At 47.2% G+C, this 23,060-nt stretch carries 31 protein-coding genes; 11 read left to right on the top strand and 20 right to left on the bottom strand.

What is annotated here, in order from left to right; all coding sequences use genetic code 11:
• Positions 1 to 124 precede the first annotated feature (124 nt).
• On the bottom strand, positions 125 to 853 hold the full coding sequence (locus tag VX730_07760; protein MEC9292279.1) for a hypothetical protein: 729 nt from the start codon (positions 851 to 853) through the stop codon (positions 125 to 127).
• A 222-nt stretch (positions 854 to 1,075) separates the two neighbouring features.
• On the opposite strand from VX730_07760, the gene pepN reads away from it, so the two are divergent.
• Positions 1,076 to 3,775: an aminopeptidase N gene (gene pepN / locus VX730_07765; GenBank protein ID MEC9292280.1), complete on the top strand. Its 2,700-nt coding sequence runs from the start codon at positions 1,076 to 1,078 to the stop codon at positions 3,773 to 3,775.
• Between the two features lie 91 nt (positions 3,776 to 3,866).
• Here the strand turns inward: pepN and VX730_07770 are convergent, their stop codons facing one another.
• Both VX730_07770 and VX730_07775 read right to left on the bottom strand, forming a co-directional pair.
• Entirely contained in the window at positions 3,867 to 4,385 is a 519-nt protein-coding gene (locus VX730_07770) for a hypothetical protein (protein ID MEC9292281.1), read from the bottom strand.
• 78 nt (positions 4,386 to 4,463) lie between these two features.
• The gene (locus VX730_07775) at positions 4,464 to 4,892 is read right to left on the bottom strand and encodes a glycoside hydrolase family protein (protein MEC9292282.1); all 429 of its coding nucleotides are present in this window, start codon (positions 4,890 to 4,892) and stop codon (positions 4,464 to 4,466) included.
• 106 nt (positions 4,893 to 4,998) lie between these two features.
• On the opposite strand from VX730_07775, the gene VX730_07780 reads away from it, so the two are divergent.
• The 3 genes from VX730_07780 to VX730_07790 all read left to right on the top strand — a co-directional run bounded on the left by VX730_07780 (position 4,999) and on the right by VX730_07790 (position 6,479).
• Positions 4,999 to 5,571, top strand: coding sequence for a hypothetical protein (locus VX730_07780; GenBank protein MEC9292283.1), 573 nt, complete (start codon positions 4,999 to 5,001; stop codon positions 5,569 to 5,571).
• Positions 5,564 to 6,142 (top strand): hypothetical protein, encoded by a 579-nt coding sequence (locus tag VX730_07785; protein MEC9292284.1) that lies wholly within the window; start codon positions 5,564 to 5,566, stop codon positions 6,140 to 6,142. Before VX730_07780 ends, VX730_07785 begins: the two co-directional genes overlap by 8 nt.
• A 127-nt stretch (positions 6,143 to 6,269) precedes the next feature.
• Entirely contained in the window at positions 6,270 to 6,479 is a 210-nt protein-coding gene (locus tag VX730_07790; protein MEC9292285.1) for a hypothetical protein, read from the top strand.
• A gap of 56 nt (positions 6,480 to 6,535) precedes the next feature.
• Here the strand turns inward: VX730_07790 and VX730_07795 are convergent, their stop codons facing one another.
• The 3 genes from VX730_07795 to VX730_07805 all read right to left on the bottom strand — a co-directional run bounded on the left by VX730_07795 (position 6,536) and on the right by VX730_07805 (position 8,446).
• On the bottom strand, positions 6,536 to 7,381 hold the full coding sequence (locus VX730_07795) for a hypothetical protein (GenBank protein ID MEC9292286.1): 846 nt from the start codon (positions 7,379 to 7,381) through the stop codon (positions 6,536 to 6,538).
• A gap of 122 nt (positions 7,382 to 7,503) precedes the next feature.
• Positions 7,504 to 8,007 (bottom strand): NUDIX domain-containing protein, encoded by a 504-nt coding sequence (locus VX730_07800; GenBank protein MEC9292287.1) that lies wholly within the window; start codon positions 8,005 to 8,007, stop codon positions 7,504 to 7,506.
• Positions 8,008 to 8,122: 115 nt separating this feature from the next.
• Positions 8,123 to 8,446, bottom strand: a complete 324-nt coding sequence (locus VX730_07805; protein ID MEC9292288.1) for a hypothetical protein — start codon at positions 8,444 to 8,446, stop codon at positions 8,123 to 8,125.
• A gap of 139 nt (positions 8,447 to 8,585) precedes the next feature.
• Between VX730_07805 and VX730_07810 the strand changes: the two genes are divergently transcribed.
• Entirely contained in the window at positions 8,586 to 8,978 is a 393-nt protein-coding gene (locus tag VX730_07810; GenBank protein ID MEC9292289.1) for a hypothetical protein, read from the top strand.
• Between the two features lie 37 nt (positions 8,979 to 9,015).
• Here the strand turns inward: VX730_07810 and VX730_07815 are convergent, their stop codons facing one another.
• Together VX730_07815 and VX730_07820 are read right to left on the bottom strand one after the other, a co-directional pair.
• Positions 9,016 to 9,357 (bottom strand): hypothetical protein, encoded by a 342-nt coding sequence (locus VX730_07815; GenBank protein MEC9292290.1) that lies wholly within the window; start codon positions 9,355 to 9,357, stop codon positions 9,016 to 9,018.
• A gap of 120 nt (positions 9,358 to 9,477) precedes the next feature.
• Positions 9,478 to 9,831: a hypothetical protein gene (locus tag VX730_07820; protein MEC9292291.1), complete on the bottom strand. Its 354-nt coding sequence runs from the start codon at positions 9,829 to 9,831 to the stop codon at positions 9,478 to 9,480.
• A 154-nt stretch (positions 9,832 to 9,985) separates the two neighbouring features.
• Here VX730_07820 and VX730_07825 point away from each other — a divergent pair, with 154 nt between their 5' ends.
• The 3 genes from VX730_07825 (at position 9,986) to VX730_07835 (ending at position 12,109) form a co-directional block, all read left to right on the top strand.
• Positions 9,986 to 10,402, top strand: a complete 417-nt coding sequence (locus VX730_07825; GenBank protein MEC9292292.1) for a hypothetical protein — start codon at positions 9,986 to 9,988, stop codon at positions 10,400 to 10,402.
• A 61-nt stretch (positions 10,403 to 10,463) separates the two neighbouring features.
• Positions 10,464 to 11,657, top strand: coding sequence for a hypothetical protein (locus tag VX730_07830; protein MEC9292293.1), 1,194 nt, complete (start codon positions 10,464 to 10,466; stop codon positions 11,655 to 11,657).
• An 86-nt stretch (positions 11,658 to 11,743) separates the two neighbouring features.
• Positions 11,744 to 12,109 (top strand): hypothetical protein, encoded by a 366-nt coding sequence (locus tag VX730_07835; protein ID MEC9292294.1) that lies wholly within the window; start codon positions 11,744 to 11,746, stop codon positions 12,107 to 12,109.
• Positions 12,110 to 12,157: 48 nt separating this feature from the next.
• Here the strand turns inward: VX730_07835 and VX730_07840 are convergent, their stop codons facing one another.
• The 10 genes from VX730_07840 to VX730_07885 all read right to left on the bottom strand — a co-directional run bounded on the left by VX730_07840 (position 12,158) and on the right by VX730_07885 (position 18,595).
• Positions 12,158 to 12,562 (bottom strand): hypothetical protein, encoded by a 405-nt coding sequence (locus VX730_07840; GenBank protein MEC9292295.1) that lies wholly within the window; start codon positions 12,560 to 12,562, stop codon positions 12,158 to 12,160.
• A gap of 137 nt (positions 12,563 to 12,699) precedes the next feature.
• A complete protein-coding gene (locus VX730_07845) occupies positions 12,700 to 13,413 on the bottom strand; it encodes a hypothetical protein (protein MEC9292296.1) in 714 nt (237 codons plus the stop codon).
• Positions 13,414 to 13,424: 11 nt separating this feature from the next.
• Positions 13,425 to 13,802, bottom strand: a complete 378-nt coding sequence (locus VX730_07850) for a hypothetical protein (protein MEC9292297.1) — start codon at positions 13,800 to 13,802, stop codon at positions 13,425 to 13,427.
• A gap of 122 nt (positions 13,803 to 13,924) precedes the next feature.
• Positions 13,925 to 14,344 (bottom strand): hypothetical protein, encoded by a 420-nt coding sequence (locus VX730_07855; GenBank protein ID MEC9292298.1) that lies wholly within the window; start codon positions 14,342 to 14,344, stop codon positions 13,925 to 13,927.
• A gap of 62 nt (positions 14,345 to 14,406) precedes the next feature.
• Positions 14,407 to 14,808 (bottom strand): hypothetical protein, encoded by a 402-nt coding sequence (locus tag VX730_07860; protein ID MEC9292299.1) that lies wholly within the window; start codon positions 14,806 to 14,808, stop codon positions 14,407 to 14,409.
• Positions 14,809 to 14,954: 146 nt separating this feature from the next.
• Positions 14,955 to 15,188, bottom strand: coding sequence for a hypothetical protein (locus tag VX730_07865; GenBank protein MEC9292300.1), 234 nt, complete (start codon positions 15,186 to 15,188; stop codon positions 14,955 to 14,957).
• 117 nt (positions 15,189 to 15,305) lie between these two features.
• Positions 15,306 to 15,878 carry a hypothetical protein gene (locus VX730_07870; protein MEC9292301.1) on the bottom strand — a complete coding sequence of 191 codons (573 nt, stop codon included), beginning with the start codon at positions 15,876 to 15,878 and terminating at the stop codon, positions 15,306 to 15,308.
• Positions 15,879 to 16,032: 154 nt separating this feature from the next.
• Entirely contained in the window at positions 16,033 to 16,386 is a 354-nt protein-coding gene (locus VX730_07875; protein MEC9292302.1) for a hypothetical protein, read from the bottom strand.
• A gap of 175 nt (positions 16,387 to 16,561) precedes the next feature.
• Positions 16,562 to 16,876 carry a ribulose bisphosphate carboxylase small subunit gene (locus VX730_07880; GenBank protein ID MEC9292303.1) on the bottom strand — a complete coding sequence of 105 codons (315 nt, stop codon included), beginning with the start codon at positions 16,874 to 16,876 and terminating at the stop codon, positions 16,562 to 16,564.
• A 15-nt stretch (positions 16,877 to 16,891) separates the two neighbouring features.
• A complete protein-coding gene (locus tag VX730_07885) occupies positions 16,892 to 18,595 on the bottom strand; it encodes a RuBisCO large subunit C-terminal-like domain-containing protein (GenBank protein MEC9292304.1) in 1,704 nt (567 codons plus the stop codon).
• Positions 18,596 to 18,841: 246 nt separating this feature from the next.
• Between VX730_07885 and VX730_07890 the strand changes: the two genes are divergently transcribed.
• The 3 genes from VX730_07890 (at position 18,842) to VX730_07900 (ending at position 21,131) form a co-directional block, all read left to right on the top strand.
• Positions 18,842 to 19,306, top strand: a complete 465-nt coding sequence (locus VX730_07890) for a hypothetical protein (GenBank protein MEC9292305.1) — start codon at positions 18,842 to 18,844, stop codon at positions 19,304 to 19,306.
• 388 nt (positions 19,307 to 19,694) lie between these two features.
• Positions 19,695 to 20,507 carry a hypothetical protein gene (locus VX730_07895; GenBank protein ID MEC9292306.1) on the top strand — a complete coding sequence of 271 codons (813 nt, stop codon included), beginning with the start codon at positions 19,695 to 19,697 and terminating at the stop codon, positions 20,505 to 20,507.
• 51 nt (positions 20,508 to 20,558) lie between these two features.
• Positions 20,559 to 21,131: a hypothetical protein gene (locus tag VX730_07900; protein MEC9292307.1), complete on the top strand. Its 573-nt coding sequence runs from the start codon at positions 20,559 to 20,561 to the stop codon at positions 21,129 to 21,131.
• Between the two features lie 69 nt (positions 21,132 to 21,200).
• On the opposite strand, the gene VX730_07905 is transcribed toward VX730_07900, so the two are convergent.
• Together VX730_07905 and VX730_07910 are read right to left on the bottom strand one after the other, a co-directional pair.
• Positions 21,201 to 21,776: a hypothetical protein gene (locus VX730_07905; GenBank protein ID MEC9292308.1), complete on the bottom strand. Its 576-nt coding sequence runs from the start codon at positions 21,774 to 21,776 to the stop codon at positions 21,201 to 21,203.
• Between the two features lie 91 nt (positions 21,777 to 21,867).
• Positions 21,868 to 22,923, bottom strand: a complete 1,056-nt coding sequence (locus VX730_07910) for a hypothetical protein (protein ID MEC9292309.1) — start codon at positions 22,921 to 22,923, stop codon at positions 21,868 to 21,870.
• Positions 22,924 to 23,060: the final 137 nt, after the last annotated feature.

A 23,060-nucleotide genomic window follows, 5' to 3' on the forward strand; every position in this document is an offset into this window, starting at 1 on the left:
AAAGTCTCCATAGCCTAAAGAAAAGAGAAGGAAGAGTTTGATATTATTGATTGTATACCACTGAAGGATGTTTGTTGTCAAAGCAAAACCACCCCCAGAGGGGATGGTTTTGATGTTCGATTGTTTATTGAGAGGTCAGGCGGCTGCGAAGCAGGTCAGCTTCAGCATGCATCCGCGTGGCAAACTCTTCGCCAAACTCTTCAAAGTGACGAATTTCAAACTTTTCTGTGCCAGAGTAAAAGCCATACACAACAAGGCCAGCGTCCCAGTCAATGATACGGTAGGTGCTGCTGCTACCTGCATATGTGCTTGCAGAAGGAGCCAAACATCCATTGCCGTTAATGCATTCTTGAATGCGGGCACTTGCTGTTGCAGAGATGGAGTCCAGCAGGATTGTTGATCCTTGAGCGCCAATCCTGTACATCAGCGTGTTGAAATCAGGATCAACATAGCGAGCTGTGCGCATGGAATTGCCGTTTTTTCTCACTGGATTGACTTTCAAAATGCCATCACCGTCTGGGTTGACCAGCTTGGCACGGGCCTGAAATTCTTCAATGCTGTTCAATGCTTGTTCCAGTTCCGCAGATTCAGAACGAAGCTCAGCCAGTCGGGCCTCGGCAGCGTTCTTGGCAGCAATGGTGCTTTCGGCTGTTGCCAGTTCTGTTTGCAGGGCTTCCAGCTGAGCTGTGAGGTCTGCAATTTGCGGAACGGTTGCATCAATCTGCAACTGTTGAGATTTCAGCAGGGCTGCATTGGCTTCAATGCGCGCTTTCTGCTTGGTTTCTTCATCGTCGCCACAGCCTGTTAAAACCAAAAGGCCAGTCAGGGCAGTAACAGTCAAAAGTTTTTTCATGAGGGAGAATCCTTATGCAAAGAAAGGGAGGAGAGGTTTGATATTTCAGATTGTATACTATGAAAAGTTTGAATTGTCAAAATAAAACCAAGTTTTTGGGGCGGTAAATCTTTCTGTTTCAACCCCTTTATGCTTGTTTTGTATACTTGTTTTTGATACTTTAAGGAGATTTACAAATCTGTTACCCTTTTTTCTATAAGTTTCTAAGAAGGAGAAGCCAAAATGGCCGATATTAAACGCACCGCGATGAAGCGTGCTGATTACACCCCGTATCCATTTGAACTTGGCGAAGTTGAACTTGCGTTCGACCTCAAAGAGATGGGCACTGTGGTACGCGCTAAAGTGTTTGTGGTGAACACAAATGCTGAGAGCGGCACAGACATGGTTCTGAATGCAGAAGAGATGGAGATCGATCAGATCCTCATTGATGGCAACACTGTGACGGACTACGTGTTCGATACAGAAAACCACCTTCTGACTCTGAAGAATGTGCCTGCCAAATTCACGCTGGAAACAACGGTGAAGATCAACCCTGCCGAAAACAAGACGGGCAGTGGCCTGTATATGGATGGTGAAGGAGGGAACCGCACGTTTATCACCCAGTGTGAAAGCGAAGGTTTCCGCCGTATTACTCCGTGGCCTGATCGTCCGGACGTGATGACAACCTTCAAGGTTGAGCTGAACGCCGACGCCGCGCAGTTCCCAACGGTACTCTCAAACGGTAACCGCATTGCTGGTGATACAACTGGTGGCCATGCTGTTTGGCATGACCCGCACAAAAAGCCGAGCTATCTGTTCGCGCTTGTGGCTTGCGCTTTTGATGTGATGGAAGATTCCTTCACAACAATGAGTGGCCGTGATGTAAAGCTGGAAATCTGGATGCCGACGGAAACGCTGCCGCGTGTTCGTCATGCAATGGATTCGTTGATTCGTTCTTTCAAATGGGACGAAGAAGCTTACGGTCGTGAATATGACCTGGATCTGTTCATGATTGTTGGGACCGATACCTTCAATGCTGGTGCGATGGAAAACAAAGGCCTGAACATCTTTAATAACAGCCTTTTGGTTGGTGATAAAGATACGGCTGATGACAACCGCCTGAAGTATATTGAAGCGGTGATTGGTCACGAGTACTTCCACAACTGGACAGGTGACCGTGTCACATGTAAAAGCTGGTTTGAACTGACACTGAAAGAAGGCCTCACAGTCTTCCGTGATCAGCAGTTTACAAGCCATCTGCATAGTGCGCCGCTTGAGCGTATTGTGAATGCTGCTGCCATGAAAGCACGCCAATTTCCTGAAGCCTCTGGTCCGATGGCTCACCCAATCCGCCCTGAAGTGGTGGAGAGCATGGACAACTTCTACACGGTAACAGTGTATGAAAAAGGTGCTGAAGTGATTGGCATGTATCATACTTTGCTTGGCCCTGAAGGCTACCGTAAAGGCACAGACTTGTACTTTGATCGTCATGACGGCCAGGCCGTAACATGTGATGATTTCCGTGCAGCGATGGCCGACGCAAACGATGCTGATTTCAGACAGTTTGCGTTGTGGTATAGCCAAGCTGGTACGCCAACGGTAACGGCTCAAACGCAGTATGACGCGGACGCAAAAACGTTCACTGTTACGCTGACCCAGTCTGTTCCTGCAACGCCGGCAAACACAGGTACCGAAGCTATGCATATTCCTGTGCGCTTGGGCTTGGTTGGGCCAGATGGGAAGGATATTCCTATGAAGGTTCAAACCAACAGCACTAAGGACGGCTGGCCTCTGTTTGATGCAGAAAAAGAGCTGGTGAACCTGATGGACGAAAGCGTGATGCTGGTGTTTGAAGATGTGGCAGAAGAGCCTGTGCTCTCTCTGAACCGTAACTTTGGCGCACCGATTTACGCCGAAGCGGGCCTGAGCCTTGAGCAAAAGATGTTCCTCGCGCAGCATGATAGTGACGGCTACAACCGTTACGAAATGGTGCAAAGTCTGTTGATGGATCATCTGAAAGGTTGGGTTGATGGCAACAGAACTGTGCCTGATAGCGCAATCATGCGCATGATCAACCAAGTTCTGGCGGATGATGGGATTGATGATGCAGTCAAAGCGGAAATGATCAAGCTGCCTGCCATCAGTGAACTGATGGAGAAGTATGATGTCATCCCATTGGATAGAATCCATGAGGCGTACGACTATCTGAAATTTATCATCGCGAGTCGCTGTCAGAGTGCATTGATGGAACATTACACACGTTTGAATGTGCCAGAAAAATGGGCCTTTGATGGGGCACAAGCAGGTCGTCGCGCACTGAAAAACCAGTGTTTGTCACATCTGTCTGATTTGATGGATCGCTTTGTGATTGATATGGACACCAACAAACCTATGGAAGACTATGTGACTGACATGGCGCAGGCTCAATTTGAGCAGGCAACCAACTACACGGATAAAGTGGGCGCGCTGCGTACCCTTGTTCATGCTGGTGTGGATGCAGAAATTGAGTGCAAGGCCTTTGAAGGTCAGTTCCGTTCCAATCCACAAGTGATGGATGCCTTCTTTTCTATGCATGCGACAGTGCCAAGTGAAGACGCTTTGGAAACTGTGAAAGCTCTGGAAAACCACAGCGCGTTTGACGGTGAAAACCCGAACAAAATTCGTTCTCTGTGGGGGGCGTTTGGTGGCAACACCCGCGCGTTCCATAAGGCTGATGGGTCTGGCTACACATACTTTGCCGATAAGGTAATGTACGTGGACGGCTTTAACCCTGGTGTGGCTGGTCGCATTGTGGCGCCGTTCCTGAAATGGAACAAAATGGACACGGCACGTGCTGCCCTGATGAAGGCTGAAATTGAGCGTATGCTGGCGCGCGAAGGCGTATCTAAGAACCTCAAAGAGGTGCTTGGTAAAGCCCTTGAGCAAGAGCAGAAAGCTGCATAAGCAATAAACGATGAAAACCCCCGCTATATGCGGGGGTTTTTACTTTTCGATGGGCTTAATCTCTATAGCCAGTTCCAGAATTTTGCGGGTCCTACTCTTTTGGAAAGAGCTTGTTGCCCCAGTCATAGATATACCACATGGCCGTCCACTGGAAGGTCAATGTCAGCAGCACTGCGCCAAGCAGCGAGGGCTCGTGAATATCAAAGAGCAAGGCTCTGAACATCACAGAGATGAGCATACCGAAGACGCCAAGCATGGCTGTCATGCAAGCCGCCATAATATACTGAATGATACGTGACTTACCGTAATCGGGGGCAATCAGTAAGACAGCTTTTGCGTTCATGATACAGAGGCCACAGAACAGCAGGGCCACCAAGTAGCCAGAAAGGGACATGCTGAAAAACGCGCCCAATGCAGCAAAGATACCCCAAATCATAAGAGGAATAGCGGCAACAGCACCCAGTGTCAGTGGGAAGTTTCGTGCCATGTCATCACGCGACGGAAGCCAAATGGACGAAGGGAACATGATTTGGTTCTTCTTCGGTGGTTCCGGTTTGGGCTCTTCACAATTGGGGAGCGGGTCATATACAGAACTGGTATCAAGTTTCATAGGAAAACTCCTGTTAAACGGGAAGGGAGAGGAAAAGTTGCTTTATTTGTATACAGTAAGTTGATTCGTGTCAAGGTGTTATACACCATGCTCCATCATATCTGCGAGTTGAGTGGCTCTTGTACCCACTTGAACCGCCCACAGGCTATTTAACATCTCAAAGGATGCTTTCTGAAAGTTATACTCTTCAATGGCTTGGATCATGTTTTTAAACTGACTTAAACGGCGCATGCCAAGGTTAAACATCATGTTAACCAATACCGCTTTTCTGGTAAGAGAGAGGCTCTCAAAATTAGAAATAAGGCTGCGGATATCATGAATGGCACGGTTGATATCTTGTGTGAGAAGGTGCTCAGCTTCAGCTTTGCTGATGCCGACATCATCAAGGTTTCTGCCATAACCAATGGTGAGTTTTCCAGCAGTGCATGTATATGGCTTAAGGCGTAACCCTTCATGGATTTTGAGAAGGGGCGTTACTTTTTGAATCAATTGCATGTTTTCATCCATAGGATTTACTCTAAAAGCAGATAAACATCTTGCGAAGGGACCGCAGCTTCTTTATAGTGTATGCAACTTTATCTATCTCCCATTCACTTTTTGGAGGACCCATGTTATGGGTACAAAACTTCTCAATTCTCCGCCGGAGGAATACATCAACCATCCTTATCTGCTGGCTCTGTTTGCAAAGGATATGTTCGAACCTTACCTGAAGGGGGTAAATGCCTATGTGGCACGCCGCTTTTTGGGTGAGATTTTTGAAACCAATATGCCAAATTTTGTAGATGATTTTTCTATCATTGATGGCTTTGAGCTTGAAGACCTGCTCAAGGGCGAGGGAAGCCTCGACTATTGGCAAAATATTGCAGGCAACCTGCATGACGCTCTGATGACGGGCATGAAGCGTCCGAGCAATATCAAAATGCACAGTGTCATTGGCCCTGTTGCTCTTGCTGAGGGGCGCTATATTGAAGCCATTAAATCCGCATTTATTCTGCACTATCTGTGCATGGGTGGCGGCATTGAGGCTATGGCAAATAAGGAAGCCAAGTTCAATGAAGAAGAGAAACTGATCTTCGGTGAAGTGACTCTGATTCTCCGCAAATACCTCAACGAGGCCTTGGATAACCCGCAGGCCGTGTTTGAAGAACGCATTAAACTTTCTGGAAAAGGACCTGAAAATGGCTAACGGTGCACGCAAAACTCAAGTGCTTCTACTCAATGCCCCCACCAAAGAGCTCATTCGTTTGCAGACGCCATTTGGCCTCATTCAAGAGGGCATTTGCGAGCATTACATGCCTGGCTTTAATGCCATCTTCACGCGTTTGATGCTTTCTTCTCTGAATAAGGATGTGGATGATGCTTTTGTCGACACGTTTACGGCCGATGAGTTCCGTATCCCGAAAGACGAAGTGTTGAAGCTGATGCGTGGCTGCGGTAGTGATGAAGCTGTTTTTGCGCTCAAAATTGCACGGCGTAATGGTCTTGATCTTCTGACAGACTTTAAGGCTGAAATCTTGACGCACATGGCTGTCAGCCGTTGGCGTGAAGCTGCTCTGTATGTGCATCCGCTGTACTTTTGGGTTCAGCTGGGGGAGGTGATTGCCTCTGACAGTTTTGAACATCTCACAGATGAGCAAAAAGCAAAGCATAACCATGTGACGGTGAAAGCTGTAGAGATTGCAGAACGGATTTTTGATAATCCTGGCCAAGCCTTTAAGCTGAAAGTACAAAATCCGCACTATCTGGTGCGCGGTTAAACGAATAAAAAGCCCCCATGTTTGGGGGCTTTTTGCTTGGGGCCTTGACATAGAAAGCCTGAACTCCCATATAAAAGGCACTATCACTCTTTCGTTCTGTTTGATTCTCTTTAGAAAGGAGACTGAAATGCCGCATCGCGTGCATTTGAAGAAAACCTATGTGGCTTGTGCCATTACCCTTCTGGGCATTCTTGGCTCGGCTATCTTGGCTGCCATGGGATATGATCTTGCTGCTGTGGCTGCTGGCGCTGTTGCCTTCTTTGGTGGCATGATGATGCTGAAGTATCATCAGCGCGGTTACCGCAAAACCAAGCCCTATGACAAGGACGAGACCTAGGTCTCTATCGAACTAAAGAAAACCCCCGCATATAGCGGGGGTTTTCTTGTGTCGTTTTATTCAGCGGTCTGAGGCGTTGCCATCAGGCGCTCACGCAGCAGGTCTGCTTCAGCATGCATCAGGTGGCCATTGTCCAAATCGTCAAAGGTATAGACAGAAATGGGGGCGCCGGTGTCATGGGTGTAATAGAAGAACACCAGACGGGCATCCCAGTCGACCAGTTGGAACAGGGTGGTCTTTTGCTCCATATGGCTACCGTTGCCATCATTGTGGCCTTGGCGATGGCTCATCAGCGGGTGCTCGCTCATTGGCAGGCATTTGCCGGTTTCCATACATTCTTCCAGAGCGTTGATGCCTTGTGGGTCCAGATCGTACATCAGGACGGTCTGTTGGCCGCGGCGGAACATGTAAGTGACGGTGCCCGTTTCATTCTGAATCAGGCGAACATCGCCTCGTTTTTCCAAAACAGTGGTGATGTGCACAGCACCATTGTCCTGTGTGGGGGCAATGGTGCGGGCCAGCTCTTCATGCTGCTCGGCTGCGTCAATGGTTGCATCCGCGCGCTTGAGTTCAGCTTCAATTTGGCTGAACTGCTCTGCCAGAAGCTTCAAATGGGCTTGGGTTTCCTCCAAGTTGGTTCGGGCTGCTTGGTTTTGCACAGACAGTTGATCAGCAAGAATGCGCTGTTCGTTGTTCTGGGCTTCCAGAGCTGTGTTGCGGTCCATGGCAAACTGACGGCGGTTTTCCAAAGAGGCAAGGCTGTCTTCCAGCGTGGTCACTTGGGTTTGGAGGGCCGCAGCTTCTTCAGCTGAAGTTTGGGTGAAGAATGTGGTGGCACCAAAAGTGCCGACAGCAGTTACAACAGCAGTTGCGACAATCACAAGATAATTGGCCTTAGGCATGGGTATCTCCTAAAAGGAAAAGGGAAGGGTGAGATAGAGAATGAGTATTGGTATACATTTAAGCACTGGAAAGTTCAAGGCAAAAAAGAAACCCCCGCTAAAAAGCGGGGGGATCTTATCGTTTAAACAGGGGTGTTTTTTTCACGTTGGCGATACCACTGAATGGCTTCCGTATAAATACGACCTTTGTGCGGTTTAATGCGCTTCAGGGCGTCTGAGAAGCTCATCCATTTGTGGCTGGCAAATTCTTTGTCTTTGGCGCGGCTGATATCCACCTTTACACGCTGTGGCAGTGTGCCGATGATAATGTTGAGGTCGACGCCAATGGTATCAGGCTCAATGCCGTGCTTTTCAGCGTATTCAAAGCGCTTTTCACGTCGCCAAATATACTGTCCTGAAAAGGGCACCTGTACAATGTTTTGTACATGTTCAGGGTTGATGGCGGTTTCTTCATAAAGCTCACGAAGAGCGCCTTCAATAATGCTTTCACCAGGATTAATACCGCCTTGGGGGCATTCCCATTCACCGGGCTTTAAGGCATCTTCAAGAATCAGAAGTTTACCTTTGGGGCGAAATAGCATTACGCCGCCAACAGTTCTAAAAAGAGGGGTCTTAGGGAGAGTCATGCTCTTCTCCTACAGAAAAGGAATGAAAGAGTGTGTGTGGCCTCACTATGCGGTGAGGGGGCGCTTTACGTCAAGACAAAATGAAAAAGCCCCAGAAGGTCTGGGGCTTAATCGATTAGCAGTTACGGCAGCGTTTGCGGGACTCATCAACCTGTTCTTGGGTGAAGAGTTGGTTGCGCAGGCCGTCTTCAATGGCAGCTTCCAAAGCGTCATTAGCCACGTTTGAAAAGCAGCTTGTTTGGTCATAGATGACGTTCACAGGGTTGGTGTGGCTGACAGTGCGGTTATACACGGTGCTGCCGCGGCAAAGGCGGTCAACGCGTTTGATTTTGCCATCAGGGGTCCGTTCAAACCGAATCACGGTTTCATGCTCATTGCAGTCAGTCAGGCATTGGTGAACCAGCCGTGCAAAGGCGTCAACAAAGGACTTCCAGCTCATTGAGGTTTTCCTCCTCCAGAAAACAGAACACAAAATATAAGATGCAAAAGGTATAGGCGGCATAAGCCATAAAAGCAAGCCTTCTTCGCAGATGACCCTTTTTATTTCATGATGATAGGGAAAGAAGGAGGGAGAAATAGTGAGCTTACTTGGTTTAGCTGGAGGGGTGCTTTCGGTGCTCAGTAACGGTAAAAGTGCCATTGCACGTAGGGCAGGGGTAGATGAAAGCACGGTAGGTGCTGTGCTTAAGGGCGTGGATGCTTATCTCTCAAAAGATGAGCGCGCACGCACGCAATTGAATGATTTTGTAAAGGATGCTCGTGCCCATGATACGGCAACCTTTGTGAAAGAGGACCTGTTTAGTAATAGACTACGTAGCATGGTACGCCCTGTTGTGACCTTTGCCGCAATGGGTTGGTATCTCTATGCCAGATCCCACGGCATTACACTCACACAAGAAGATTATGCCATTATTGGTGGTGTGCTGGCTTTTTGGTTTGGCTTTAGACCGTTTGAAAAGAGAGTATGTTAACGAAAAAACCCCTGCAGATGCAGGGGCTTTTATCGATTTATAGGCGATCCCAATGTATTTCAATGAGAACTCCACGGGCTTCAATTTGTTTCAGCAAGCGGATGCGTTTTTTTCCGCTGGCATGCATTACTTGATAGCCAGCTTCTTTTGCTGCCGCTTCAAGTTTACTGAATGCCTCTTTGCATTTGATTTCATCAATGGCATCGTGGCGACTTACGTCACTCATGATGCTGCGAGGGTATGAGCATTTGCCTTTGGGTGAATTACATGGATCTGTTGATACCCACGAAAGCGGTTTAGCGTTTTGGTAGGCTTTCTCTACATCTTTCGTGAGGCCCTGTATAAAAGAAACCATTCTATCAGTTGCACTTTTAGCCATGATAGCTCTCCGTTAAAACAGTAAGTAGGTGGTATATAAAGTCATATATAAGAAAGTTTGGTACCTTTTCAAGGTATAACCAAAAACACCCCGCATAAGCGAGGTGTTTTTATCGAGTCATCATGCAGCACGTTGTCCAAAGCGGAAATGAACCACACTGTCGGTGCGCTCTTTCCATAGGGCGTCCAGTTCTCTGGCTTTGCGCGGCGACATGGCTTCTGTGGAATGGTCTTGGTAGTACACCAAGTGTCCATGGAAGGTTGTTTCACTTTGGCCGAGTGCCAGTGGCGCTTTGTCGCTCCATTTGGGCGTGTACGTGATATGTGTTGTCACAACAATGCGCCGTTTGGTGCGGTTTTCTGTAAAGCGTTTGTACTCAGGGCCAAACAGAAGTTGATGTGAAGTTTTTGTTTCTCTGCTAAAGAACAGAGGTTCAAGAAGGGTGCCGATGGTGGCGTAACGAAGATCTTTCATGGCCTTTACTCCATGAGTCTAGAGGGACATTGAGATGAGGTTATAATGGCTATATAGGATGTATGACCCTGTAATGCAATAGTAAAATAAGGCGTTTCTATTTTTTGTGAGATGCCATAAAATAAAGAAGATAAAAACAAGAAAGACGCACAACATGAAATGGTTCCATATTCTGATGCTATCACTCTGCGTGAGCGGAACACTTTCAGCGCAAACATCAACGCTCTTTAATCGCTCTCTTGGTGGACATCCTATTACACCGCGTATGGTGTTTCAGGCGTATATTGACCATCGTATGGCTGAACGCTCACCTGTGCCACCAATCTGGATCAACAGCAATCAGGTTCGTAAAATTCTATACGAACAACTCAAAGGTGACTTTAAACGCATGACCTATGCTGAGGTTGAGCTATTTGTAGAAGCCCTTGAAGACAAGCTCGATAAGCTCACCATTGAAGAGCAAAAAGCTCAAGTGCAAACATGGCTCAAGCGTGGAGATATGGAAGGCATCTACAAGATTGAAGAAGCTGAAAAAACACGCGACTTTTTTGATCCTCGCTATGTTTACTGACATGTAAGATCTCGATTTCTGGCTTACAACCATAAGAGGTTATGAAAAGGAAATCTGTCGCATGATTAAGTATCTCAAGCACGCTCTTATGGGGCAACCTCTCAACATGAAGCCAGGCCATGATGCAATTGCCGCATATAAAGAGAAGGCGCAAACGGCTGTAAAGAGCGCGGCTGAGGAAGCCGGACAATCACCTATGAGCACTGCGACAGCAGATTTTCCAAGCAGGTTAAACTATGCTGAGCATAAGTATAAAGATGACCCTCGTTTTATTTCTGTTGAAGAACTGAGTGATATTCGTGATGACCTTGCTGTATGTGTGGCAGCCGATAGCGTTGCGCAAAACGGTATGTGGAAATCATTCTATTATAATAAAGATGGTTCATTAAAAGAGGATTGTGCCTACGCAGAATTCTACGATATGGAGCAATCTATGCGCTCAGGCATGTTAATGCCGCGCGGCTATACACCTCTCCCAGAGTACGGGCAGAGACACATTAAGGGTAATGAAGCTCCAGAAGGATTTATTGATCATCAATCCAGTGGTTTGCAGTCTGCTGCGTTTATTAACCATGACACAAAAAAGGTGATTATTGGTTTTGCATGCCTCAATGAGGCAAACGCAACAGGCATTAAAGAAGCTTATGAAGCTGTTGGTAAAAATAGCCTCACTCAGGTAGAGATGGCGACACTTGAAGTACAGTACGCTATTGCAAACCTGAAACGTCATGCAGAAACAAAAGATTACGATATTGTGATTGCAGGGCAAAGCCTTGGCGGAAATGTGGCGAGCGGTATTGGTATGGAAGTGCTGAAACAGTTTGATGGCGTTGAAATTCATAGCTATGACCCGCCAGTACTCCGTGTGAAGCCAAATTCTGCAACGCATATGGATCCATCTCTCCATAAAACATATGTGATTGAAGGCAGTATTATTTCAGCAGAAGGTAGCTTTACAGACCGTGCAGGCCAGCTGCTTGGTCATGTAGATAAGGGTGCCAGTCGTGTAGGGACAGAAATTATTCTACCCGCAGCAGAATTACCAGAAGGTTCTTTAGAGTGGCGCATTGCTGAACGATTTAGAAAAGCCAACCCAATGGCGCGTTATAATGAGCATACTGCTGGCTCTTTATTTGATGCTGCTTCGCGTGCCCATATTACCGGGCAAGAGCTCAAGGTCAATATCCATGAAATTGATATGGAAACAGAGCGTGATAGAGAAGACGCCATGGTAGAAATGGGTGCAAGGGGTTGATCGTCTAAGCAATCATTCATATACCTTTTATATAACTGTATAAGACTCTCTTCGTTCCTTTCCTTATCTAAGCGAGGTAACTTCCTATGTCTGCTATTCTTGATCGTGCTGCACAGATGAATTGGAATATTCAGGATATCAATCTGGTTGGCGCGTCCTTCAACCAGATTCAGGCTTACTGGGGCCAAGATCTTCTGGCTCATGAACACACTTTTCCTGAGCGCCCGTTCGGCTGGAACGTGCATCTGCTCAAGTATGTTTTCACGCACAGCAACTACCACAATGCCGTGAATGCGTTGCGCTACATGGTACGCTGCGGCTTGGTTGTTGATTGCGGGAACGGCCAAATCCGCTCTGCATCTGGCAGTGCTACGCGGGATTTTCTGAACACGATGGTTGGCGCGCCGCCACCGCTTCAAGGCTCAGGCGTTCAGCCAGCACAAATGCACTAACGATGCAAAAAGGCTCCCCCAAATGGGGAGCCTTCTGCATGTGATCGATTATCCTTCTGTTTTGTGCATCTTTTGAGTGATGCTATCTTTCAGAAGTTTGTAAATTTCAGCAACCATGCGAATGCTGATCTTTTGGTCATCAGAGCGATTGTCATTATCGCTGATGATATCTGCGCTATTTTGCCAGTGCATATGGGTTTTGCTGGTTTCATGGAGCATGCTGGCCACATCTGCGCGTTTGATTTCAAAAATAGGCGCAACGTCCAGCGGATCGCCACCTGAGAGCAAGTAAACCTCAAGGGTTTGTCTGAGTGTCAGCATGGCAGCCGCAGCGTTGGCTTGATTGCTTTCATTGCCATATTTATGGCGCCAAAGCACACGCATCAGGTCTGTTGCGCGGCGCCTTTCAATATGCATATGCAGAGAGTTGAGCATAATTGTGGGTTGAGTCATTGGAAAGTCCGTACAATGAGGAAACGTCAAAAGAGATGTGGTGTGGGCTGAATGTAACGGCCTTTGGCTCTTGCAGCAACTTCTTTTCCTGAAAACAAAATCACCCCACGTAAAACGCAGGGTGAAAAATCGATTTTTTAAGGGTAGATCTGATCTCTGAAATATTCACGAACAATCGAGACAATTTCAGCTTTCAGGTTCCAGTAGGACTTAACCTGCGGATTGCTTTCTGCCTCTGCATGTGCACGGCAATTGCGAACCAGATCCAGCAAGTTTGTCAGCAGTTCATTCGGCGTATCGCCAGGAACATTCATCATGTTCACCAGCTTTTCAGCGCTTCCTGCGGTGGAGATAAAGCTCTCTAGCCGTGAGCGAGCCTTCTTGAGGCTCCAAATACTGCCATCAATGTCCAGTTCAGGGTTATGACCATCCTCAAAGTGTCTGAGGAAGGTGGTCATGTATTGATCCTGCATCTGGGTGCTTTCAGGCTCTTTATCGGCATTCTCATCAAAGATGGTAATGGTAAAGCCAAGCACCATACCCAGATCCACAAGGTCTTGGATAATGGTATTGCACACCTTCAGGTTTTGCGTATCGCCCATATAGGCAAGTGCCATTTGCTTTTCCAGCATCAGGCTGAGAGAACCATACAGAAAATTCACAGCATCAGGGTCACCAGCAAACGGGTTGGTTTCGCCTTTTTCATGGCTTGCGACCAGTGTGTCCAGCGCCTTTCTTGCAGATTGGCGTTTCAAGGACGCGGTACCCATTTGATCGTGGTAGAACTCTATGGCAGCATCGCCAAGGCGTTCAAAAACCAAGTTTGTCAGTTCAAAGAGGTTTTGAGACATCTGAAAACCTTTCAGGAAGGATCAAAGATAGAGGAAAGGCGGCATGATTCATCATAGTAATCACACAGCTTTTTAAAGAAGCTTAGCAGCTTGTTATAGAGAGACTCGCCACAGGTTCCCGGAGGGGGGAGCACTTTGAGTGTTTCACCAATCACTTGGACCATAAGCCCGATGCGTTCAATGTTGGTTCGGAACTCATCGTCTTTTTCAAACATATGCTCAAACGCAGGATGTTTGGCTTTCAGTGCAAGCGCTTTATCCATTTTTACAATGGCCAAGTCCAGTTTCAAGCTCGCAACGCTAAAATCCTCAGCTTTGATGAGGGTGAGTGACTCTCCCCAGAGTTCAATAGACTCTGCAGCAATAGCCATAATGTCAGTGGTTGACATGGTGGGCCTCATAAGTTGGAGAAAAAGAAAAACAGATATTGAATAAAGCCACCCTACGAGTGGAAAATGTATACGTCAAATGAAAAGCAGCCCTTGAAAAAGGGCTGCTTCGAAAAATCGATTTATTTGCCTCCAGGGTTCAGCAGACCAGTCAGAAAGTTTTCAAAAATTTTCTGTTGTTGGGCCACATAGGCCTGAGCCAGCATGCCGGCCATCACAGACATGTTCTTCAGCTGCTGCAGTTGTGCAGAACCGAGGCCATTGGCTTTGACGGTTTTTTCGAAGTCTTCAGCGAACTCGTTCACAGCGGCTTTGGCTTCTTCAAACATTTCCAGTGGCGAACGCGGACCTTGCGCCAGAGCTTTCATCAGCTCAAGGAAGTCAACATCGTCACGCTTCAGATACTCTTCCAGCAGAGCAATCAGCTCTTCTGAGGTGGTATTGGCGGCTTCAAATTCGCCTTCGCTACCATGTTCCGTCATGCGGCGGGTTGTCTCTTGAATAGCTTCCAAAAGCTCTTCATTTGTGCGGGTATCAGTCATCAAACTCTCCAGTCAATGGGGTGAGGGAAACAGGCTCTTACTTGTTAAGAGCCTGAACAGATTTAGCCAATGCCGTTGGCTTCCAGGAAGGCGTCGTAGTATTTGGCGCGCTCTTCAAACAGGGCTTTGGTCAAAATCACAAGCAGCTGCATGGTGCTATTAACCACCTGCAGTTCAGCTTCGCCAGCTTCGCCTCTGGCCTGCAGTTTTGCTTTTTCTTCTGCATATTCTGGCAGGAGGTATTCCAGCTGTTGCAGAACCTCAAAAGCTTCACCACTGAAAACGGTTTGTGCAAGGTTCGAGACGGTGGTATTGGGCAGAGCTACATACTCCTGACAAAGTGCAACCAAATTGGCCAGAGGCTCAATTGCGCCAGCATCATCGTCGCGTTCTGCAGCAGCCATCATATTGGAGGCTTCCACTTGAATTTTTGCCATCAGCAGTTCAGGGGATTGTTCAGACATAAGAATCTCCATTGTCTAAAAAAAGGGAAGGGTGATAGATCAAAATCACCCCTGTTGTATACGCCAAGGTGTTGCATTGTCAAACTTAAATGGGAAATGAAAAACAAAAAAGCTCCCCAAATTGGGAAGCTTTGCTTTCGAGTGATTTAGAAGGACTGGCCAATGGCTTTGGAAAGCGTGATGGTGTTTTCAGTCTGCTGCTGGATGAGTGCTGCAGCCAGCTTGGCTGGTGGCGTTGGTGCAAAGTTCACCATCAGGGCACTGCATTGACGCATAGGCGTAAAAACAAGTTGTTCTTGCGCTTGCCGTGTTACGTTGGCGTAAGCCTGCGTGTAAGTATGCATGGCTTGAAGAGTACCCAAAGGCGTAAATAGAGTCATAGAACCTCTCTGTAAAACGGTATGGTGGGTTGTTAGGAGCGCAGAAAGTAGGGGAAAGCAGGAGATCTGTCAATATATAAAAACAGCCCCCTTGCGAGAGCTGTCTTTGATTTCGATTTAACCGAGGCCTTGGCCTTCTTCTGGCCAGAGGCGTGCACTGGCGCGGTCGCAGTTGCCAACATGGGCTGCAAGCGGGCAAGAGACACGGTGGGTGTTGGTGTAATCATCACCTTCACCATGGGTATATTTCAACGCGTTCCACTCATTATCAGTCAGTTCAAAATCATAAGTTTTCATGAGCTCAAGAATGATACGCTTCTTAATGAATTCCCAATATTTTGGAACAACATGTTGAAGCTCTGTATGCCAGTGTGCCACGCGCGGATCAGTAGGGTCTGCAAATTTGAAGATCTTCTCAATGTCATGGAAGAAAAACGTAACCGCAGCACTGCCTTTGGTAAAAGGCAGTGGACGAATCTGTTCCATGCCGTCATAGGTCACATCGTTAATGCGAAGGCCTTCTGCAATATGGTCTGCATAGCCGCCAGGCCAAGCTTGGTGGTTATGGGTAGAGCCTGGAGCAGTATGGAAGAGGTCGTGGAAATCACGGTAAATTTGCAAGAGGACATTCTGGCGCGGATCATTGATCTGCTGAATGAGCCCTTTAAGCTTTGTGTCTAACAGAGACATAAGCATCTCCTTGTATAAAACGTGTTCAAAGATTGAAGAGTTCTTTTTTTATATCGTGGCTTTAAACATGTGGCAATGAAAAAGCCCCTTTATAGGAAGGGGCTTTATCTCGATTTAGCAGTACTGCGTATGGTCTCCTAAGGTAAGGGTGGGGTTAGCCGCGGGCCAGCTCAAGGAACGTGCGCATGGCTTCTGCCAGCGGGTTCAAACCAATCAGAGCACCAGGGTTCTCAGTTTTGGTTCTTTCAATCAGATCCTCAAGGCCTTTCAGGCCTTTTTCGCCGGTTGCCAAGGCATGTGCTGGCATACCAATCATAGTGGCAATCTCTTCAGCGCTCACTTCACCGCGGACAATCATGTTTTTCACTTCGGAAAACAGGCCAAGGGCGGCTTCTGCAGTTGCAGTGAGCATAGCAAGATTATCGGCTTTGAGTGCTTTACTGGCTTCACGTACAGCCATTTGGGCTGCACCAAGAAAGTTTTCAGCTTTAGCAAGATTCATATTCATAGGAATATCTCCTGAGAAAAAAGGAAAAAGAAACAGATTTATAAAACAGAGCTGACCCTACGGGGCAGAGTCGTATACGTCAAGCGTAATGCTGAAACTTGAAGATGATCAAAATAATACCCAGCCATATAGGCTGGGTATTTCAAGCTTAAGCTTTATTCCAAGAGATATGAAGTTAGTTCATTTCCAGTGGAATTTTCACAAGGAAGCTCTGACCGTATGTTTTCTTCTTCGGATCAAATCCGCTGAGTTTAACGTACGAGTACGGGAAGCGACGGCTGCAAGCATCAACCTGCGTCATCACCCAGCTCGCGCTGACTTCTTTGTGCTCTGGAATTGGCCAGATTTTCCAGTACACCTCTTCAGGTGTTGGTGCATCTGAGAACTCAATCATTGGCACTTGGCCTTCTGCAAGCATGTTTTGTGCTTGCATGTGCACTTGGTTACTCGTCAGAGGCGGTAGGAATGAAAATGTTTCAAAACGTCTCATTGTTTTTATCCTTTCTTAGTCATCCAAACCTGGACGAGTGTCATCAGTTACGGGTTTCAGTGGGGTTACAACTTTTGGCGCTGTTGTTGTTTCTTCAATCTTAGCACCTGTTGCTGCGTCACCTTTCACAACACCAAACAGGAAGGCTCCTTCGTTCCAGAATTCTAGAGCGGCTTTCAGTTCGCTGTTGTAGCGGGCTGCACGTTGTAGAATTGTACGACCGTCAACACTTAGGTTATGACCTTCACCACGGGCTTGTGCAATGGCTTCAATCGCCGTACGGCAAGCTGTTGCACCGCTGCCTAGGCCCCAAGGGTGACCCATTACTGATCCACCACACTGGATGATCATGTCATCGCCCATTGCGTCCATCAGGCGAGGGAAGTGCCATGGGTTGTGTCCACCACCCACAGCAGGCCATACAGTGGCACCACCTACAGAGGGTTGGTCAAACATGATACCTGTTTCAACAGATGTTTTTGGTGCATCTTCAACAAGCATATCAACAATACCTTTCACGTGACGGCGGTTACCCGTATCACCACGCAGTGGACTACCGATACTTACCATGTCACAACCTGTGAAGCGAAGAAGCTTCGCAATCAGGCCTTCTGTCATTGTTGCGCTCATGAGGCTACGTCCGCCCATGGCACCAATAATCACATCGTTGTTCTGACACCAGTTCACCATGCTTGCAAGAGCACTCCAGCCGACAGCAGAGCTATCAACAATCATCATGTTGATGCCAAGCTCTTTTGCATATTCTGCACGAGCTGTCATATCTTCAACTGTTGGGGCACTAATGTTCACAGCGTGGTATTTCACTTCGCCCGTTTCTTGCTGTGCAGCAAAGGCAGCTTCAGCCACAAAACGGAAGCGACGGCGCCAGCTATTGTCTGGCAGGCTGTGCATCATGGTTGGGTCGGCAGTCATATCTACACCGCCTTTAAGTGTTTCGTACACCGCACGGCCGTACATCTTAGGTGATAGGCCGTTCATTGGGCGCATTGTGCTACTTAGCAGTGGGCGACCGTACTTGCTGGCAAGGTCACGCATACCAATCACACCGTATGAAGGTGTTTTAAATGTACGTGCAAGCCCAACAGGAATGCGGGCATCAACAATACGTGCACCTGTAGATGTAATAGGGGCACTGATCACGCTAATAAGGCTGACCATAGAGCCTGCTTCTACCATTTCTTGTGGGATGATCAGGCTTACGTTAACTGTAGAGCTATCTACGCGCTTTGTTTCAAGCAGTTTTACTTGTGGCACTGTCTCGTGGTCTACAAGAGAACCTGTCCAGCTTTCCACCCAGTCACCGTTTGCTGCGCTTACAAGAAGGTTACCGCATTCGTTTTGGCTGAATGTTGTGTTCTCGTACTGGTAGCTAACAAGGATGTCTTGTTCTGGGTTAAAGCCTTGGTCTTCCTTACGGCGACCACGTGAGTCTGGCTTTTCATCAGTCGTTGGGGCTGCTACGGCTGCAAATGATGTCGTGCCGCCTGTTAGGCTGTCTAGCGATACACCAAGAACCGTGGCGATTTTAACCACGTTATCTAGAGAAGGGCTTACTTGTCCGCCAAGGATGCGTGAGAGCGTTGCCATCGACACACCAGACTGGCGAGACAGGTCAGATGCAGACATGCCGTTCTTTTCCAAAATCTTTTTTAGAGCCTCAGGTAGGTTGTAAGGGCTCTCTGTTGTTTTCTTTGTCATTAAATTTTCCTTATATGGTAGCGAGCTACCATTACGGTTATTCATTTACCTATTAAATGTAGTATCGCACAGGCTGTGCTTTTGCACAAATGGAAATATTGCAGATGTGGAAGAATTTCAAGGGCTGAAATCAAAAAAATATCAAAAAAATAAAGGTGACTTTGTTTTTGTTGACAAATTAAAGGTGGATTGTATGCTGCCCTGCAACATTTATCTTCTCTTTCTTTTTCTAGGAGTACTTAATCAATGGTATTCAGCTTTCTTGAGCCGTTGCTGCCTTATGTTGGTTTGGGGTTTCAAATCTTTGGAATGTGGATTGCTGCCTCGTGGCTTATGGAGCAGGCCTTCCTTAAAGTAAACGCTTTTTATGAGGCCCGGCAGCCTGAAAGGGACAAAGAGCGCTACCGGAAAAGCTTAGACCATTTTGCCTGCTATGATGAAGACATTGTTTCTGGAAATGGTGAACACTACAACCGGTTAACCATTGTGGAGCAGATTACAAAAACGCCTCGTAAGCAGAATTCGCGTTTTAAGCCTGTTGTAACAGAGGTGCGCTATACGTTTCTGACCCTGGATGAATCCGAATGGTTTTGGGAGGAGACGATGGAAAAAATGACGGCAGAGTCAAAACCATACTCTAAAGAGCGTGTTGAACGCATGCTCGCGCGTTATAAAGCTGGCAAAATTAGACATGTTGATGCTGCAAAATAAACAGTATATGGCCCCCCTTTACAGGGCGGTCTTTTTCTTTTGTGGTTGACAGGTCTGGGAAATCCAGTATATTCGCCCATTCTGAAATACTTATTGAGTACCTGTTTACCTTTTTATTTGTCACCTGCTATGGAGGATAACTTGCTAACACCTGTTGCATTTTGCGTTGGACTGGCTTTTGGATATTTCGTGCTTCCGCTTTTGCTTGCCGCTCGGGCTTTGCCTGACTCAAGCCTAAGCCTGATGCCCGAAAAGGACGAAGAAGGCACGCCTTGATGCCTGTATGTGATTGAATCGAAATGGAAGTCGCCCTGTTGGGCGGCTTTTTTATTTGTGTTACGCTCTATAAGAAATCAGGTTGGTTATAAATGACTAAGGGAATATCTTAATGAGACACACAGTATGGATTGCGTCGTTGGCGCTTTTGTGTGCAGTAAATGCGCAAGCTTCAGAAGGAATTGCAAGGCAAATTCAGTCTCTTAAAACAGCAATGGATGGGTTTGCAGCAACTGCAAGAGCGCAAATTGCGTCCAATACAGCGAGTATTACTGAAAACGTAAGAATTATTGACTCTTTTGAGACCTGTGCTGAAAGCGGGATGATGTATGCCCCTGATGATGTGACAGCGAATGCAGATGGCTGTAAGCGCGTCACCTCAACACAAGCGCTCAATGAAATTGATGTGTCAAGCCAGCTTGTGGCAACAGGCCGGTGGCTACACCCTTATAACTTTAGTGAGCATTCATCAAATGGGTCTCCATCAAAACGTGGCCGTTCTTATGCGCAGATTTATCGTATTAATGATCCTGATAATTATAACAACTACCTGATTTCTGGTAATCTTTTTGGTGGTGGTAGTCGTTCTCATGATGAGGGTCAGTTCAGTTGTTGGAATGCTAATACTTATGTAAAGATTGGTAGTGGTTGGGTTTCTACAAACGGTGATTCTATTAAAATTGAACAGCTTGCCAATGTGTCTAAAACGCGTGTGGCAGGCCATGTTTATAATGGCACATTCCAAAACCAAATTGCGATTGTAAAGCGTACATCTCATAGCTGTTATAATAACGGAGGGGATTTAAATATGGGAATGAAGGTTAATTACATTACGTATCACAATGGTATGAATGCACGTGCATCTTATCATGATAGTGACTCGCGAGCTTCAACACTGCGTGTGACAAACATTATTGGTTTTTAAATTAATGGAAGTTCCTATAAATAAGCATGAAATGGGAGGTTTATAGATTTCATGAGTAAAGTATTTAAAGGGAGTGCAGCTGTTGGCGCTTTAATGGCGGCGACAAGTGCTGCTGCACATGACCACGACTTTCCGAACTTGAATTACGATGCCAATGCACCTGTGCCTGATGGCATGAGCGAGGTGTGCTCTCCAAGTGATCTGGAATACTTGCAGTGGCAAGCCAATGATTTTGTGGTTGATAATCAAGTTCAGTTTCAGCCTAAAGATGATGCGGCACAGGGCTATATGCAAGCTTATGCCGAGCTCCATGAAGGGGACAATGCATTTGAGGCTTATAAAGGTTATAGTGATCGTGCTTTTGAGCACTATAAAGAGTTTGATAATGTTGCTAAGCAGGTTGAGCGCGGCATGGTCAGCTATGATGAAGTAGATCAACAGATTCTTGGTCGTATTAATGAGCTTGGTCACCTTGAGCAGTTTTATATTAATTCTATTCAGGCTGAGAAGATTGCAGCAAACTTTGAAATGCAGTACGGCGAGGGGTCTTTTGCCCGTTACGCTGGTATGCAGGTTGAAGTGGAGCTTGGAGAGCTCAACTGCGATATTGAAGCTGAGCGCTAAAGGATTTATCTAAAAAAAAGCCACCCCGAAGGGTGGCTTTCTTTATTTACGTCGATTTGCTTTGGCGTTTTAGTCGTTGTTGCCGAATGGGTTGACGCCGCCATCTTCACCAGTCTCGAAAGTCTGGCTGGTTGCGGCGCTGACCACCGGAGCACAGACGCTGCCGGGCTCTTTTTGCTTCGGGTCGACCTTGGCCGGGAAGTTCATCAGGCCGTAGACCAGGTTGCCGGGGAATTTCTCCAGCGAGTTGGTGTAGGCGACGCACTTGTCAATCAGCAGTTTCTGCGCATTGGCGAAGGTGGTCCGGCCGATTTCGATCTGATCCTGAATGGTTTTGTACAGGGTCATGTCGACTTCGGGGTTGTCTTCGGTCAGGGCCAGCAGCAGGGCGCTGGCACCGCCATCACCGTAGCGGTTCTGGAGTGCACCAGAAATCACTTCTGCGACCGCGTCCTTGTAGGCATCGGCCACGCCAGCGGATTCGGTCACCGACTGAGCGAACGCGTTGTATTTGATTTTGTTTTCATCGTAGGTGCCCATGATGCCATTCTCATGGCTGATGCCGGTGTTGTACGTGGAAATGGCCACGCCACCTGCCAGAGCCAGAGGGACTGCGACGATTGCTGCGATAATAAGACCTTTCATGATGATTCTCCATGATGTGAAAGGTTGAGAAGGAAGGGTGAAAGCTTGGCCGGAAAACCGCCCAAGCAAGTATTATATTTCCTGTGTGCTCCTAGAGGAAACGCACGTCGTTGCGATGGAAGTAACGGGTTAGACCGAGACTTGCGCCCATCCCAACAAGGAAAAGCATGACCAGAGCCCATGTTGGTGGGTTGATCTGGGATTTGAGGTAGGCAAACTGTTTCATCTGTGGGCGTACAAAGTGTGCGTCCACCTCTTCGGAGATGGCGTGCACAATTGCATGCGGGTCAGAAATAGTGCCAATGTTTTGAAGTTCATCACGCAGATACACTGCCATTTCTTCGTTGCCGTATCCGCCAGCCCAAGTGAGCACATGGGCCCAATTGATAGTGTCGGTTGCGTCAACACTCAGAATAACCACCACATCATTCTTGTTGAGACCATCCCATGCGGCTTCAACTTTGAAGACATATTCACGGGATTTCTCTGTGGTGATGATCAGGTTCACGTTGGCCTGTTTACTTGGGCCAAGGTGAATCAGTTCCTGATTCAGCAGATCTTGCCAGTGGTCAGCATCTTTCAAGCTGAAGCCTGAAGTCAGCACCCGGTGTGCACGGTAGTAGTCGAACACGCGTGGGTACTCAGGCACGTCGGCCAGATGCTCATAGTCCAGCATTTGCGTTTTGTAGAGGCTGCCGTTGGCGGCCTGTACGTAGTTATCATAGGTGTGCTCAGTTGCAGCAGGTTCACCAATAACCACTTCCGTGAAACGGGGTGGCTCTTTGGTTCCCTGACGGTTGATACGCCGAATGTTGAAGTCGCCAACATTGGTGTAAACACGCCAGTCATAGTCGTGAGAGTGCTCATAGCATGTTTGGCAGGTCTGTTTACCGTCTTTGTCGGTGACACAATTGCATTGGTAGCTGTGTTCGCAGGAAACGCGAACACGCTTTTTGTCTGCAATTGAGCCGTTCCAAATTTCGGTATCAGCCATCATGCCTTTTTCGGTCAGCTTGTAGCCGCCAAAAACCAGCGCTGTCACGAGAACGAGCTGCATGAGGATTTCTTGCCAGTTCAGGTCATACTTCAATGCTTTTGCAATGAGAGGTGTGAGAAGGGGCAAGAGAAGAAGCCATGCAAGATACATGTGTTTTCTCCTTAAAATGTACGAAAGATTACAGTAGTGATGAAATTGTGATCATCCCTTTAATGAAATTCAAGGTTTTGGGTGTTTTTTTTAGGAGATATGAGCTTGTGTGTTAACCTATAAGAGAAAGCAGGGTT

This window comes from Pseudomonadota bacterium, from assembly GCA_036141575.1.
Lineage (GTDB): Bacteria > Pseudomonadota > Alphaproteobacteria > UBA2136 > JAPKEQ01 > JAPKEQ01.